A 14744-nucleotide genomic window follows, 5' to 3' on the forward strand; every position below is an offset into this window, starting at 1 on the left:
TCAGATCAGCAACCGCCTGAAGTCCTCGATCGGTAATGGGCGGCTGTGCAAATACCCTTGGAACAAATGGCAGCCCAGCTTTTGCAGGAACGCCAGTTGTTCCGGGGTTTCCACGCCCTCGGCGATCACCTCCAGGTTCAGGCTGCGGGCCATGGCCACAATGGCGCGGATGATTTCTGCGTCGTTGGGGTCATGGGTCGCGTCGCGTACAAAGGACTGGTCGATCTTCAGCGCATCGACCGGCAGGCGCTTGAGGTAGGTCAGCGACGAATAGCCGGTGCCGAAGTCGTCCATCGCAAAGCTGACGCCGAGTTTTTTCAGGCGGCGCATCTTGGCCACGGTATCGTCGAGGTTCTGGATCACGATGCCTTCGGTGATTTCCAGTTTGAGCAGGCTGTGGGGCAACTGGTACTGCTTGAGGCTGTGCTCCACCCGCTCCACGAAGTCGTTCTGGCGAAACTGCCGGGGACTGATGTTCACGCACAGGCTGAAATTCAGTGGGTCGACCAGTCCGTCGGCAATCAGTTGCGCAAACGCGCCGCAGGCTTGATCGAGAATCCAGGTGCCGACTTCCAGGATCAGACCGCTGTCTTCCAGGACCTTGATGAATTCGGACGGTGACTGCGCACCCAGCTGCGGATGCTGCCAGCGTACCAGCGCCTCGGCGCCGACGATTTTGTTACCGCGCGCATCCACTTGCGGCTGGTAATGCACGCTGAATTCGCCGCGTGACAAGGCCAGGCGCAGGTCGGTCTCCATGCGCAGGCGCTCGCTGGCGGTTTTTTGCATGCTGTTGTGGAACATTTGTATGGTGTTACGCCCCGAGTCCTTGGCGCGATACAGGGCAATGTCGGCGCGTTTGAGCAGGTCGGCCGGCGTGGAGCCGTGGTCGGGAATCAGCGCCACGCCAATACTGGGCGTGACCTGCAAGCGGTGGCCATCGAGGAACATCGGCTCCGAGAGCAATTCGCGCAAGGTGTCGGCCAGCTCCTGCACTTGGGCGCTGACTTGCGCCCGCGTACCTTCCAGGCCACTGAGCAATACCACAAATTCATCCCCACCCAGGCGCGCAACGGTGTCCTCCATGCGCACGCTGGCTTCCAGGCGCGCGGTGACGATTTTCAGCACGGTGTCGCCCACCGGGTGGCCGAGGGAATCGTTGATGTGTTTGAAGTGGTCGAGGTCGAGGAACAGCAACGCGCCGCGCAGGTTATGGCGCTTGAGCAGGGCGATCTGCTGGCTCAGGCGATCCATCAGCAAGGCGCGATTGGGCAGGTTGGTCAGCGGGTCGTGGTAGGCCAGGTGACGAATCTGCGCCTGGGCGTTTTTCAGCAGGCTTACGTCCCGCGCGGTCAGCAGCAGGCACGGCGTTTCATTCAGGGTGATCGGTTCTACCGAGACTTCTACGGCCAACACCTCGCCACGTTTGTTGTGCCAGAGCATTTCCAGGTGATGGATACGGCCTTTGATCTGCAGTTCGGCCAACAGCGCAGCGCGCTGGTTTTCATCGGCCCAGATGCCAATCTGGTGCAGCGTGAGGCCAATGGCTTCTTCGGCGCGATACCCGGTCAGGCGGCAAAAGCCGTCGTTGACTTCGACATAGCGGCCGGTGTCACGTTCGGTAATCGAAATAGCGTCGGGGCTGGAATGGAAGGCCTTGGCAAATTTTTCTTCACTGGCCTTCAGCGCGGCCTCCGAGCGTTGTTGCTGGGTGATGTCGCGCAGGGTGGTGACGATACACGATTGGGTTCCAACCGTGATCAGCCGGCTGGCGATCATGCAGGTCAGGCATTGGCCATTCTTGTGGTGCACCACGATCGCCACATTGCTCAGCGCCTGCTCGCGAATCACCTGTTCGATGCGCTGCAGGCGCTTGCTCGATTCATCCCATAGGCCGATTTGATCAGCGCTTTTGTCGATGACCTCGGCGACCGTCCAGCCAAAGGTCTGGGTGAAGGCGGGGTTGATTTCAATAAAGGCGCCACTGTCCAGGCACGTGACGCAGATCGGGTCGGGGCTGGCCTGGAACAGGCTGGCGAATTTCTCTTCGGACGCGGTGAGGCGTTGTTCGCGCTCCACCTGGTCAGTGATATCCAGCAACGTGCCGGCCATGCGCAGCGGTTTGCCGGAGTCGTCGCGATACAGACGGGCGCGACTTTCCAGGTAACGAGGAATGCCGTCCTCTGTGAGTACGCGGTAGGTCAACTGGTAGTTACCGTCCTGGCCTTCACGCAAACTGCGGTAGGCATTGCGCATGCCTTCGCGGTCGGCATCGGACATGCCCTCAAAAAATGCATCGAAGGACTCGTGGAAGGGTTCCGGTGGGAGCCCGTGCAGTTGGGCGGCACGGGCCGAGCCGTAGAGCATGCCCGTGGGAATGTGCCAGTCCCAGGTGCCCAGTTGCGCCGAATCCAGGGCGAGGTCGAGGCGCTCCTGGCTGTCCTTGAGGGCTTGTTCGGCGTTTTTGCGTTCGGTGGTGTCGAGAAAGGTGCTGATCAAGTAAGCCTCGCCCTCCAGCTCGACTTTCTGCGCGCTGAGGGTGCCATCATGGATCTGGCCGTGGCTGTCGCAGAACTGCACCTCCATGGTGATGGGTTCGCCTTTGCGCTGCGTGGCCTTGACCAGCAGCGCACGTTCTTCAGGGTGTCGCCACAAACCCAGCTCCAAGGTGGTGCGGCCGATGGCGTGAGCCAGGGGCCAGCCGAAGTGCATCTCGAAATACTGGTTGGCTTCGCTGATCAGCCCGTCGGATTGACGGGTCAGCAGGACCATGTTGGGGCACAGGTGAAACAGCGTGGCGAAGCGTTTTTCCGACTGCATGAGGGCACGTTCGCGCTCGTGCTGGCGGGTGGTCTCGCGGATCACGCCGATCATGCGGCGCCGACCGCTCTTGTCCAGTGTCAGGCTGCCACTGATTTCCAGCCAGTGATCGCTGCCATCCGGCCACCGTATCTGGTGGTGCATGGCCTGCTCGAATGGCTCTCCCGCCAGCACCGCATGAAAAGCGCGCACAACCCGCTCACGGTCCTGCGGGGCGAGCAGGTCGAGGTATTCCAGGTCCTTGGGTAACGGTTGCCGGGGGTCGTAGCCGAACAGCGCCTGAGTGCCCCTTGACCAACTGATTCTGCCGGTGTCGATTTCCCAGTACCACGCGCCCAGCCGGGCGGCGTTGAGGGCCGCCAGCAATTGCGGGGCGTTGTCCCAGCTTTTTTCCGCCTCCTGAGGGTCCAGGGCGTAAATGCGGGGCAGGGGTGGCACGGAGTCGACGGGGTTGCGCATTATCACGGGGCCTTGGCTCAATGGGCGGTCAGCGCGAGTTGTTTCAGACCTTGAGGGCGCACAGTTTCATGCCGGTAGCCCTGGCAGATCGACCTGTGCATCCAATAGGCTCATGAACGCCCGCGCAGCGTTCGACAGCGTCCTTTCGGTGTGCACGATATAGCCTAGCTGGCGACTGAGCTGTATGCCCGGCAAAGCGATACTTGCCACTTGATCATCGAGCATGGTGCGCGGCAGCACGCTCCAGGCCAGGCCGATAGACACCATCATCTTGATCGTTTCCAGGTAGTTGGTGCTCATCGCGATGTTCGGCGTCAGGCCCTGGGCCTCGAATAGGCGGCTGACGATATGGTGGGTAAAGGTGTTGCCGCCCGGGAACACCGCCGGGTGCCTGGCAATATCGGCCAGATTGACGGTGCCGTTGCCGGTCAAGCTGTGCTCCGGTGCCACGACGAAATCCAGTGGGTCATCCCACACCGGCGTGGCGCGGACCAAATTGTGCGGGTCAGGCGCCAGGGTAATGACCGCCACTTCGGCGCGACCATGGAGGATTTCTTCGTAGGCCACTTCCGAATCGAGGAACTGAATATCCAGCGCCACGTTGGGGTACTGGCGGGTGAAGGTACGCAGGATCGGGGGCAGGCGGTGCAGGCCGATATGGTGGCTGGTGGCCAGAGTCAGCCGGCCGCTGACTTCGCCGGTCAGGTTAGTGAGGGCGCGGCGCGTATCGTCCAGCACGTTGAGGATCTGATAGGCGCGCGGCAGCAAAGCCCGCCCGGCTTCGGTCAGGCCGACTTCACGGCCCAGGCGATCGAACAGGCGCACCTTTAATTGTTGCTCCAGGCCGGCGATGCGCTTGCTGATGGCCGGTTGGGTCAGGTGCAGGCGTTCACCGGCGCCGGAGAAGCTGCCGGTCTCGGCGATGGCGATAAAAGCGTTGAGGTTGGCCAGGTCCATGGTGGTATTCCAGTTGGTAATCCAAAGCATAAAAAATATGAATTTGAGTTATTTAATGTAGCGCCATACCATCAGCCTCACAAGCCAAAGGGTTATTGAATGTCTCAAGGCCCGGGGCATAGAAAGACCGATGATGAGGACCGACTGATGGCCGGCAAAACGCTTTACGACAAGCTTTGGGATTCCCATGAAGTGAAACGGCGCGACGATGGCTCGTCGCTGATTTATATCGACCGTCACATCATCCATGAAGTGACCTCGCCACAAGCGTTCGAAGGCCTGCGGCTGGCCGGGCGCAAGCCTTGGCGCGTCGACTCGATCATCGCCACCCCTGACCACAACGTACCGACCACGCCTGAACGCAAGGGCGGCATCGACGCAATCGTTGACACCGTGTCGCGCCTGCAAGTGCAGACCCTCGACGATTACTGCGACGAATATGGCATCACCGAATTCAAAATGAATGACGTGCGTCAAGGCATCGTTCACGTGATCGGTCCGGAGCAGGGCGCGACCTTGCCCGGCATGACCGTCGTCTGCGGCGACTCCCACACCTCCACCCACGGTGCGTTCGGCGCGTTGGCCCATGGCATCGGCACGTCCGAGGTGGAACATGTGTTCGCCACCCAGTGCCTGGTCGCCAAAAAAATGAAGAACATGTTGGTCTTGGTTGAAGGCACGCTGCCGTTCGGCGTGACCGCCAAGGACATCGTGCTCGCCGTGATCGGCAAGATCGGCACCGCCGGTGGTAACGGCCATGCCATCGAGTTCGCCGGCAGCGCGATTCGCGACCTCTCCATCGAAGGCCGCATGACCATCTGCAACATGTCCATCGAAGCCGGTGCCCGCGTGGGCATGGTGGCGGCGGACGAGAAGACCGTTGAATACGTCAAGGGCCGCCCATTCGCGCCGAAAGGCGCCGATTGGGACGCCGCCGTCGAAGCCTGGAAAGACCTGGTCTCCGACGCCGATGCGGTGTTCGACACCGTGGTCGAGCTCGACGCTGCGCAGATCAAGCCGCAAGTCAGCTGGGGCACCTCGCCGGAGATGGTCCTGGCCGTCGACCAGAACGTGCCGGACCCGGCTAAAGAGGCCGACCTGGTCAAGCGCGGTTCGATCGAACGCGCCTTGAAATACATGGGCTTGAAAGCCAATCAGGCGATTACCGACATCCAGCTGGACCGCGTGTTTATCGGTTCCTGCACCAACTCGCGGATCGAAGACCTGCGTGCCGCGGCGGTGATCGCCAAAGGCCGTAAAGTCGCCTCGACCATCAAGCAAGCCATCGTGGTGCCAGGCTCGGGCCTGGTCAAAGCCCAGGCCGAAGCCGAAGGCCTGGACAAGATCTTCCTCGAGGCCGGTTTTGAGTGGCGTGAGCCGGGCTGCTCGATGTGCCTGGCGATGAACCCGGACCGTTTGGAGTCGGGCGAGCATTGCGCGTCGACCTCCAACCGTAACTTCGAAGGGCGTCAGGGCGCCGGTGGGCGTACCCACCTGGTCAGCCCGGCCATGGCCGCCGCGGCTGCCGTCAACGGTCGTTTCATCGACGTTCGCGAATTGATCTGAGGAAAACCCGATGAGAGCTTTTACCCAACACACAGGTCTTGTAGCGCCGTTGGACCGTGCCAACGTTGACACCGACCAGATCATTCCCAAGCAGTTCTTGAAGTCGATCAAGCGCACCGGCTTTGGCCCCAACCTGTTCGACGAGTGGCGCTACCTGGACGTGGGCTACGCCTACCAGGACAACTCCAAGCGCCCGCTGAACAAGGACTTTGTGCTCAACGCCGAGCGCTATCAGGGCGCCAGCGTGTTGCTCGCCCGGGAAAACTTCGGTTGCGGCTCCAGCCGTGAACACGCGCCGTGGGCCCTGGAAGAATATGGCTTTCGCAGCATCATCGCGCCGAGCTACGCGGACATCTTCTTCAACAACAGCTTCAAGAATGGTTTGCTGCCGATCATCTTGAGCGACGCTGAAGTGGATGAACTGTTCAAGCAAGTGGAAGCCGATGTGGGCTACCAGTTGACCGTCGACCTGGCTGCGCAGACCGTTACGCGCCCGGACGGCAAGGTCTATCACTTTGAAGTGGACGCCTTCCGCAAGCACTGCCTGCTCAATGGCCTGGATGATATCGGCCTGACCCTGCAGGACGGCGATGCGATTGCCGCGTTTGAAACCAAACACCGGGCCAGCCAGCCCTGGTTGTTTCGCGACGCGTGATTCTATGTAGACCGGACTGGCCCCTTCGCGAGCAAGCCCGCTCCCACATTTGATCGCATTTCAACGGAAGGAACTCGGTTGAATGTGGGAGCGGGCTTGCCCGCGAAGACGGCAGTACAAACAACACAAGTCTCAAGGAAGCTCACCATGACCCGCACCGCCCACACCCAAGTCGTGCAAAAACAATTCGGCGAGCAAGCCTCGGCGTACCTGAGCAGTGCGGTGCACGCCCAAGGCACCGAATTCGCGCTGCTCCAGGCCGAACTGGCCGGGCAGGGCGCAGCACGACTGCTGGACTTGGGCTGCGGTGCCGGTCATGTGAGTTTCCAGGTAGCGCCGCTGGTCAAAGAAGTGGTTGCCTACGATCTGTCCCAGCAGATGCTCGACGTGGTCAGTGCCGCCGCTGTGGATCGCGGCCTGAATAACATCCGCACCGTATGCGGCGGCGCCGAACGCTTGCCATTCGCCGACGGCGAGTTCGACTTCGTGTTCAGCCGTTACTCGGCGCACCACTGGAGTGACTTGGGCCTGGCCCTGCGTGAAGTGCGCCGCGTACTCAAGCCAGGCGGCGTGGCGGCCTTTGTCGACGTCTTGTCACCGGGCAGCCCGCTGTTGGACACTTACCTGCAAACCGTCGAAGTGCTGCGCGACACCAGCCACGTGCGCGATTACGACGCCGCCGAGTGGATGCGTCAACTCAGCGAGGCCGGCCTGCATGTGCGCACCAGCAGTCGCCAACGCCTGCGCCTGGAATACACCTCCTGGGTCGAGCGCATGCGCACTCCGCAGGCCTTGCGCACCGCGATCCTTGAGCTGCAGCAGGCGATGGGGCAGGAAGTGCGCGATTACTACGAGATTCAGGCCGACGGCACCTTCAGCACCGACGTGCTGGTGGTTTTTGCCGAACGTTGATTAATTTTCCCGACCTGCCTGCGGGCAGGTCGCTTGATGAAATGAGGAACGCATGAGCAAGCAGATTCTGATTCTTCCTGGCGACGGTATTGGTCCGGAAATCATGGCCGAAGCGGTCAAAGTCCTGGAGTTGGCCAACACCAAGTACAGCCTGGGCTTCGAACTGAGCCACGATGTGATCGGTGGTGCGGCTATCGACAAGCATGGCGTGCCGCTGGCCGACGAGACGCTGGACCGCGCCCGTGCTGCTGATGCGGTGTTGCTGGGGGCTGTGGGTGGCCCGAAGTGGGACAAGATCGAGCGTGATATCCGCCCTGAGCGCGGCCTGCTGAAAATTCGCGCGCAACTGGGCCTGTTCGGCAACCTGCGTCCGGCCATCCTCTATCCGCAACTGGCCGACGCGTCGAGCCTCAAGCCGGAAGTGGTGGCGGGCCTGGATATCCTTATCGTGCGCGAGCTGACCGGTGGTATCTATTTCGGCTCGCCACGTGGCGTGCGCGAGTTGGAGAATGGTGAGCGTCAGGCCTACGACACCCTGCCGTACAGCGAGAGTGAAATCCGCCGTATCGCCCGGGTCGGTTTCGACATGGCCCGCGTGCGCGGTAAAAAGGTCTGCTCCGTCGACAAAGCCAACGTATTGGCTTCCAGCCAGCTGTGGCGCGAAATTGTCGAAGAAGTGGCCAAGGACTACCCGGACGTCGAACTGAGCCACATGTACGTCGATAACGCCGCCATGCAACTGGTGCGCGCACCCAAGCAGTTTGACGTGATCGTCACCGATAACCTGTTCGGCGACATCCTGTCCGACCAGGCCTCGATGCTCACCGGTTCCATCGGCATGCTGCCGTCGGCGTCCCTGGACACCAACAACAAAGGCATGTACGAGCCTTGCCACGGTTCGGCGCCGGATATCGCAGGGCAAGGCATTGCCAACCCATTGGCGACCATTTTGTCGGTGTCGATGATGCTGCGTTACAGCTTCAACCTGAGCGACGCGGCTGATGCTATCGAGAAGGCCGTAAGCCTGGTGTTGGATCAGGGTTTGCGCACCGGTGACATTTGGTCACAGGGTTGCACCAAAGTCGGCACGCAAGAAATGGGCGACGCAGTAGTCGCCGCGCTGCGGAATCTGTAATCTCTCGGGCCCGCTTGCAGTTGTTGCTGCAAGGCGGCCCACTTTTTAACAAGGTGTAGTTGCGATGAAACGTGTAGGTCTGATCGGTTGGCGCGGTATGGTCGGTTCCGTGCTCATGCAGCGGATGCTGGAAGAGCAGGATTTCGATCTTATTGAGCCGGTGTTTTTCACCACTTCGAACGTAGGTGGCCAAGGGCCGTCCGTGGGCAAGGATATTGCCCCGCTCAAGGACGCCTACAGCATTGAAGAGCTGAAAACCCTCGATGTGATTCTGACCTGCCAGGGTGGCGACTACACCAGCGAAGTCTTCCCCAAGCTGCGCGAAGCCGGCTGGCAGGGTTACTGGATCGACGCCGCCTCCAGCCTGCGCATGCAGGACGACGCGGTGATCATCCTCGACCCGGTCAACCGCAAGGTCATCGACCAGCAGCTGGATGCGGGCACCAAGAACTACGTCGGCGGCAACTGCACCGTCAGCCTGATGCTGATGGGCCTGGGCGGCTTGTTCGAAGCGGGCCTGGTCGAGTGGATGAGCGCCATGACCTATCAGGCGGCGTCCGGTGCGGGTGCGCAGAACATGCGCGAACTGATCAAGCAAATGGGCGCGACCCACGCGGCCGTTGCCGATCAACTGGCCGACCCGGCCAGCGCGATCCTCGACATCGACCGCCGTGTGGCCGAAGCCATGCGCAGCGAAGCCTACCCGACCGAGAACTTCGGTGTGCCATTGGCCGGTAGCCTGATCCCGTGGATCGACAAGGAACTGCCGAACGGCCAAAGCCGCGAAGAGTGGAAAGCCCAGGCCGAAACCAACAAGATTCTGGGCCGCTTCAAGAGCCCGATCCCGGTGGACGGTATCTGCGTGCGTATCGGCGCCATGCGCTGCCACAGCCAGGCGCTGACCATCAAACTGAACAAAGACGTGCCGATCGCCGATATCGAAGGGCTGATCAGCCAGCACAACCCGTGGGTCAAGCTGGTGCCGAACAACCGCGAAATCAGCATGCAGGAGCTCAGCCCGACCAAGGTTACCGGCACCCTGAATGTACCGGTTGGCCGTCTGCGCAAGCTGAACATGGGCACCCAGTACCTGGGCGCGTTCACCGTTGGCGACCAGTTGCTGTGGGGCGCGGCTGAACCGCTGCGCCGCATGCTGCGGATTTTGCTGGAGCGCTAATCGCTGCTGGTAAACAAGAAACCCGCGTTCTGGTGACAGGCGCGGGTTTTTTGTTGTTCGTTACAGCCCCATTGCGGGCAAGCCCGCGCCGACAGTCGAGCGCATTTGAGCGTTGGAACTCGGTCAAGTGTGGGAGCGGGCTTGCTCGCGAAGGGGTCATCAGCCACGCCGCAAACCCCCGGTTAATTGCCTCACCCCCAGCCACCCGGTAAAGTGCCGCTCCCCCGCAATGCCCGAGGCAGCCCCCATGACCCAGACTTTTGAAATTGCAGTGATCGGCGCCACCGGCACCGTGGGCGAAACCCTGGTGCAGATTCTTGAAGAGCTGGATTTCCCGGTGGGCACCTTGTACCTGCTGGCGGGCAGCAACTCGGCCGGTGCGTCAGTTCCGTTTCGTGGCAAAAACGTGCGGGTCAAGGAAGTCGATGAATTCGATTTCAGCAAAGCGCAATTGGCGTTCTTCGCAGCCGGTCCGGCGGTAACCTTGAGTTTCGCCCCGCGTGCCACGGCCGCCGGCTGCTCGGTGATCGATCTCTCCGGCGCCTTGCCGGCCGAGCAGGCGCCCCAAGTGGTGCCGGAAGCCAATGCCCATGTGCTGGACGGTCTGAAAAGGCCGTTCCAACTGGGCAGCCCAAGCCCGTCCGCCACCAACCTGGCGGTAGTCCTGGCGCCGCTGCGCGGTTTGCTGGAGATCCAGCGCGTCAGCGTCACCGCCAACCTGGCTGTCTCTGCCCAAGGCCGTGAGGCTGTCAGCGAGCTGGCCCGGCAGACCGCAGAGCTGCTGAACGTACGCCCGCTGGAGCCCAAGTTCTTTGATCGGCAAATGGCCTTCAACTTGCTGGCACAAGTCGGCACGCCCGACGCCCAGGGCCATACCGCCCTGGAGCGACGCCTGGTCCACGAATTGCGTGCGGTGCTGGAAACTCCTTTACTGAAGATTTCCGCAACCTGCGTTCAAGCACCGGTGTTTTTTGGCGATAGCCTGACTGTGTCGTTGCAATTGGGCGCGCCGGTCGATCTGGCGGCGGTCAACCGCGCACTCGAGGCGGCACCGGGCATTGAGCTGGTCGAAGAGGGCGATTACCCGACCGCCGTGGGCGATGCGGTCGGCCAGGACGTGGTCTACGTGGGCCGAGTGCGTGCGGGCGTGGATGACCCGGCGGAACTAAATCTATGGCTGACGTCAGATAACGTACGCAAAGGCGCCGCATTGAATGCCGTGCAACTGGCGCAGTTGTTGATAAAAGGCCTTGCGTAAAAGATACTTGGCGGCAATTTGTAGATTGATTCTAGCCAAGCGCTATGCTTGGTCCCTAGCAGAACAGAAGCGCGTCGGTAACCTATCGGCTCGCCATGCCTTATGGCAGCGGTTACCAACCTTCTCGCAGGCCGGGGAGTGTTCAGACAAAGGATGAGGCTATGGTTCAAGTTCGCAAACTGGTGTTAGCAATAGCGGCCGCCTCGGCGCTGTCCTCCGGTATGGCGCAAGCGCTGCAGCTTGGGGAGATGACCCTCAAGTCGAAGTTGAACCAGCCGTTGTCGGTGGAAATCGAATTGCTTGATGTCGGTGGCCTCACCGCTGCCGAGATTACGCCCAGCCTGGCCTCCGACCAGGCATTTGTAGACGCAGGCGTTGATCGCCAGGCGTTCCTCAATGACCTGACGTTTACCCCGGTGGTCAACCCTAGCGGGCGCAGCGTGGTGCGTGTCACGTCGAGCAAGCCGCTGCCGGATTCCTATGTGCGTTTCCTGCTGCAGGTGCAATGGCCCAATGGCCGCCTGATGCGCGACTACAGTGTGCTGCTCGACCCGGCCAAGTTCGAACAGCCAGCACCGACTCCGACCGCGAGCGCACCCGCGCCGCGTTTGAGCGCGCCGACCGGCGCTGCGCCGACTGTCAGCAAATCCGCTCAGCACACCACGACTTCTCGCGACACCCTGTGGGAAATTGCTGAGAAGAACCGTAATGGTGCCTCGATCCAACAGACCATGCTGGCTATCCAGGCGCTCAACCCTGACGCCTTTGTCGACGGCAATATCAACCGCCTGAAAACCGGCCATGTCCTGCGCCTGCCGGACCGCCAGCAAGCCACCGCCTTGGCGCAACCCAAGGCGATTGCCGAAGTGAGCGCGCAAAATGCGGCCTGGCGCCAGGGGCGCCGCGCGGCCAACAATCAGGCGGCGGGCAAGCAGCAACTGGACGCGACCAAGCGCGCGCAGGCGGGCAATGCGCCCTCAAGCACCACCGCCACGGACAACTTGAGCCTGGTTTCTGCTGAATCTGCCAAGAAAGGCGCGAAGGGCAAGGCCGGTGACGGTCGCGCGCTGAACGACAAGCTTGCGATGACCCAGGAACAACTGGATACCACTCGCCGCGACAATGCCGAACTGAAAAGCCGCGCGGCGGATCTGCAAAGTCAGTTGGACAAGCTGCAAAAGCTGATTCAACTGAAAAACGATCAACTTGCCAGGTTGCAGGCAGCAAACGGCGCCCCGGCGGCGCCGGCAACGGCGGCAACTGCGGCGATGCCCGCTCAATTGGCCGGCGAGCCAGTCACTGCGCCAGCCGCTGTTCCAGCAACGCCCGAGGTGGCGCCGGCTGCTGCTGCTGCTGCTGCGGCTCCGACACCGGCACCTGCCGCACCCGAGCCAATCAAGCCGGAGGCCACGCCTGATACCACCGAAGGTAAATTCAACGAGCTGCTGACCAATCCGATCGTCCTGGGTGTGATCGGCGGTGCGGCGGGTTTGTTGGTGTTGTTGCTGCTGTTGTTGTGGGCACGTCATCGCAATGCGCGCCTTGAAGAAGAAAAGCACCTGCGTATGGCGCGGGCCCTGGCTGAAGAGCCGGTATTTACGCCGAACATTGATCACGACCTGCCACCGGACAGCTTCGAAGGCCTGGAAGTCACGCCACCGAACGTCAAGTTGGCAGCTGCGCCCGCACCCGCGGCGGCGGTTGAGCCGGTCGTGGTGGCGCCGACGGTTGCCTCGGTACTCTCGCCGTTGGCGGTTGCTGTCGCTCCTGAGAATTCCAGTGATGCGCTGGCACAAGCTCAATCTCATATCGACCGTGGTCACCTGAACCAGGCGGCTGATGTGCTGGAGCAGGCGATCAAGCGCGAGCCCAAGCGCAGCGATCTGCGTTTGAAGTTGATGGAAGTTTATGGCCTGCAGAGCGACAAGGACGGCTTCGTTACCCAGGAGCGTCAACTGGTGGCCAATGGTGAGAACCATGCCCAGGTCGAGCAGCTCAAAAGCCGCTTTCCGGCCATGGCTGTGTTGGCGGCGGGCGTTAGTGCTGCGGTGGCTGCTGCGGCCCTGGACGCGCAATACGTCAAGAACCTGATGGAAGACAAACCCGCCGCGCCAGCCCCGGAGCCAGAGGCGTTCGACACCGATTTCGACCTGAGCCTGGATGACCTGGAAGCCGCTTCACCGGCCGTGGTCAGCCCGAAAGACGCGCTGAGCTTCGAGTCGGTGCTGCAACAGCAGACGGAAGCCAAAGCCAGCCCGGACGATTTGTCGGACTTCGATCTGGACCTGCAACTGGAGGATCCGGCTTCCACGCAGTCGGATGATGACTTCCTTTCGGGTCTTGAAGACCAGATGAAGGATGTCCCGGCCGTTGAGCCGCCGACCCTGACGCCTGCCGCGCTGGACGACTTTGACCTGCCGGAAGATTTCGACCTGTCCCTGGCGGACGAGCCCCAAGCGCCCGCCGCCGGCAAGCCCGAGGTCTTCGCCTCGGAGCTCAATGATGTCAACGCTGAGCTGGATCGCCTGTCCCAAAGCCTGGAACATCCGCCGATCGAACCTTCCTTCACCGCTGAAGAGGCGGCGTTGGGTGGTGATGAGCCGGAATTCGACTTCCTGTCCGGTACCAATGAGGTCGCCACCAAGCTGGACCTGGCCCAGGCCTACATCGACATGGGCGATGCCGATGGCGCGCGGGACATCCTTTCCGAAGTGCTGACTGAGGGCGATGAAGCCCAGCGCGGTGAAGCCAAGGAAATGCTTGGCCGGCTGGCGTGATCGTCAGCTGTTAACGCAACGGCGGCCCTTGGGCCGCCGTTTTGCTTTCCAGCCTTACAAACCATGGCGTCTGCGGCTCAGCGCCTTATAATGGGCGCCTTTGCGCAACTCATCGAGCTCTCAGTTCTTGGCAAATATAGATAACGCGGCCGCCGAAATGGCGGCCGCAGGCTTTTACCGCATCGCCCTCGGCGTGGAATACAAAGGTTCGCGCTATCGCGGCTGGCAGCGCCAGGCCTCCGGTGTGTTGACGGTGCAGGAAACCCTGGAAAACGCTTTATCGAAAGTCGCCGACTCGCCGGTGTCGCTGATGTGCGCCGGGCGTACTGACGCGGGCGTGCACGCTTGTGGTCAGGTGGTGCACTTCGATACCCAGGCCGAACGCACGATGAAAGCGTGGGTAATGGGCGCCAATATCAATTTGCCCCACGACGTCAGCGTCACCTGGGCCAAGGTCATGCCTGCGCATTTTCATGCGCGATTCAAGGCGATTGCCCGGCGCTACCGCTATGTGATCTATAACGATCAGATCCGCCCGGCGCACCTTAATCAGGAAATTACCTGGAACCACCGTCCCCTGGATGCCGAGCGCATGGCCGAGGCGGCACAGCATTTGGTGGGTGTGCATGACTTCAGCGCCTTCCGTGCCGGCCAGTGCCAGGCCAAGTCGCCGATCAAGGAAGTCCATCACCTGCGGGTGACCCGCCACGGCAAAATGATCGTGCTGGACATCCGTGCCGGCGCCTTCCTTCATCATATGGTGCGTAACATTGCAGGCGTGCTGATGACCATCGGCACCGGCGAGCGTCCGGTGGAGTGGGCCAGAGAAGTGCTGGAAAGCCGCATCCGCCGCACGGGCGGGGTGACGGCGCATCCGTTCGGCTTGTACCTGGTGGATGTGGAGTACCGCGATGAGTTCGAGTTGCCGGATCGCTTCATCGGGCCACACTTCCTCACAGGTTTCAGCGAACTTGGCGGCTGACGCCCGGAAAAGCTTTTGTTACCATCCGGGACTTTCTCGGTTCAAC

At 61.5% G+C, this 14744-nt stretch carries 10 protein-coding genes; 8 read left to right on the forward strand and 2 right to left on the reverse strand.

Annotation, left to right across the window (positions count from 1 at the left end; all coding sequences use genetic code 11):
• Together JFT85_RS25830 and JFT85_RS25835 are read right to left on the reverse strand one after the other, a co-directional pair.
• Complete coding sequence (locus tag JFT85_RS25830; protein WP_201230670.1) at positions 1-3279, reverse strand: EAL domain-containing protein; 3279 nt, start codon at positions 3277-3279, stop codon at positions 1-3.
• Between the two features lie 66 nt (positions 3280-3345).
• Positions 3346-4236, reverse strand: a complete 891-nt coding sequence (locus JFT85_RS25835; protein WP_053257094.1) for a LysR family transcriptional regulator — start codon at positions 4234-4236, stop codon at positions 3346-3348.
• Positions 4237-4383: 147 nt separating this feature from the next.
• Between JFT85_RS25835 and leuC the strand changes: the two genes are divergently transcribed.
• The 8 genes from leuC to truA all read left to right on the forward strand — a co-directional run bounded on the left by leuC (position 4384) and on the right by truA (position 14698).
• On the forward strand, positions 4384-5802 hold the full coding sequence (gene leuC / locus JFT85_RS25840; RefSeq protein WP_053257093.1) for a 3-isopropylmalate dehydratase large subunit: 1419 nt from the start codon (positions 4384-4386) through the stop codon (positions 5800-5802).
• Between the two features lie 10 nt (positions 5803-5812).
• On the forward strand, positions 5813-6457 hold the full coding sequence (gene leuD / locus JFT85_RS25845) for a 3-isopropylmalate dehydratase small subunit (protein WP_053257092.1): 645 nt from the start codon (positions 5813-5815) through the stop codon (positions 6455-6457).
• A gap of 147 nt (positions 6458-6604) precedes the next feature.
• The gene (locus JFT85_RS25850; RefSeq protein WP_201230672.1) at positions 6605-7369 is read left to right on the forward strand and encodes a class I SAM-dependent methyltransferase; all 765 of its coding nucleotides are present in this window, start codon (positions 6605-6607) and stop codon (positions 7367-7369) included.
• Positions 7370-7421: 52 nt separating this feature from the next.
• Positions 7422-8504, forward strand: a complete 1083-nt coding sequence (leuB, locus tag JFT85_RS25855) for a 3-isopropylmalate dehydrogenase (RefSeq protein ID WP_064453251.1) — start codon at positions 7422-7424, stop codon at positions 8502-8504.
• A 64-nt stretch (positions 8505-8568) separates the two neighbouring features.
• Positions 8569-9681 carry an aspartate-semialdehyde dehydrogenase gene (gene asd / locus JFT85_RS25860; RefSeq protein ID WP_053257089.1) on the forward strand — a complete coding sequence of 371 codons (1113 nt, stop codon included), beginning with the start codon at positions 8569-8571 and terminating at the stop codon, positions 9679-9681.
• A 247-nt stretch (positions 9682-9928) separates the two neighbouring features.
• On the forward strand, positions 9929-10939 hold the full coding sequence (locus tag JFT85_RS25865) for an aspartate-semialdehyde dehydrogenase (protein WP_069550962.1): 1011 nt from the start codon (positions 9929-9931) through the stop codon (positions 10937-10939).
• 161 nt (positions 10940-11100) lie between these two features.
• A complete protein-coding gene (locus tag JFT85_RS25870) occupies positions 11101-13716 on the forward strand; it encodes a FimV family protein (protein WP_201230674.1) in 2616 nt (871 codons plus the stop codon).
• A gap of 157 nt (positions 13717-13873) precedes the next feature.
• The gene (gene truA / locus JFT85_RS25875) at positions 13874-14698 is read left to right on the forward strand and encodes a tRNA pseudouridine(38-40) synthase TruA (RefSeq protein WP_053257086.1); all 825 of its coding nucleotides are present in this window, start codon (positions 13874-13876) and stop codon (positions 14696-14698) included.
• Positions 14699-14744: the final 46 nt, after the last annotated feature.

Origin of the sequence: Pseudomonas sp. TH04 (assembly GCF_016651355.1) — a bacterium.
GTDB classification, from domain to species: Bacteria; Pseudomonadota; Gammaproteobacteria; order Pseudomonadales; family Pseudomonadaceae; genus Aquipseudomonas; species Aquipseudomonas fluorescens.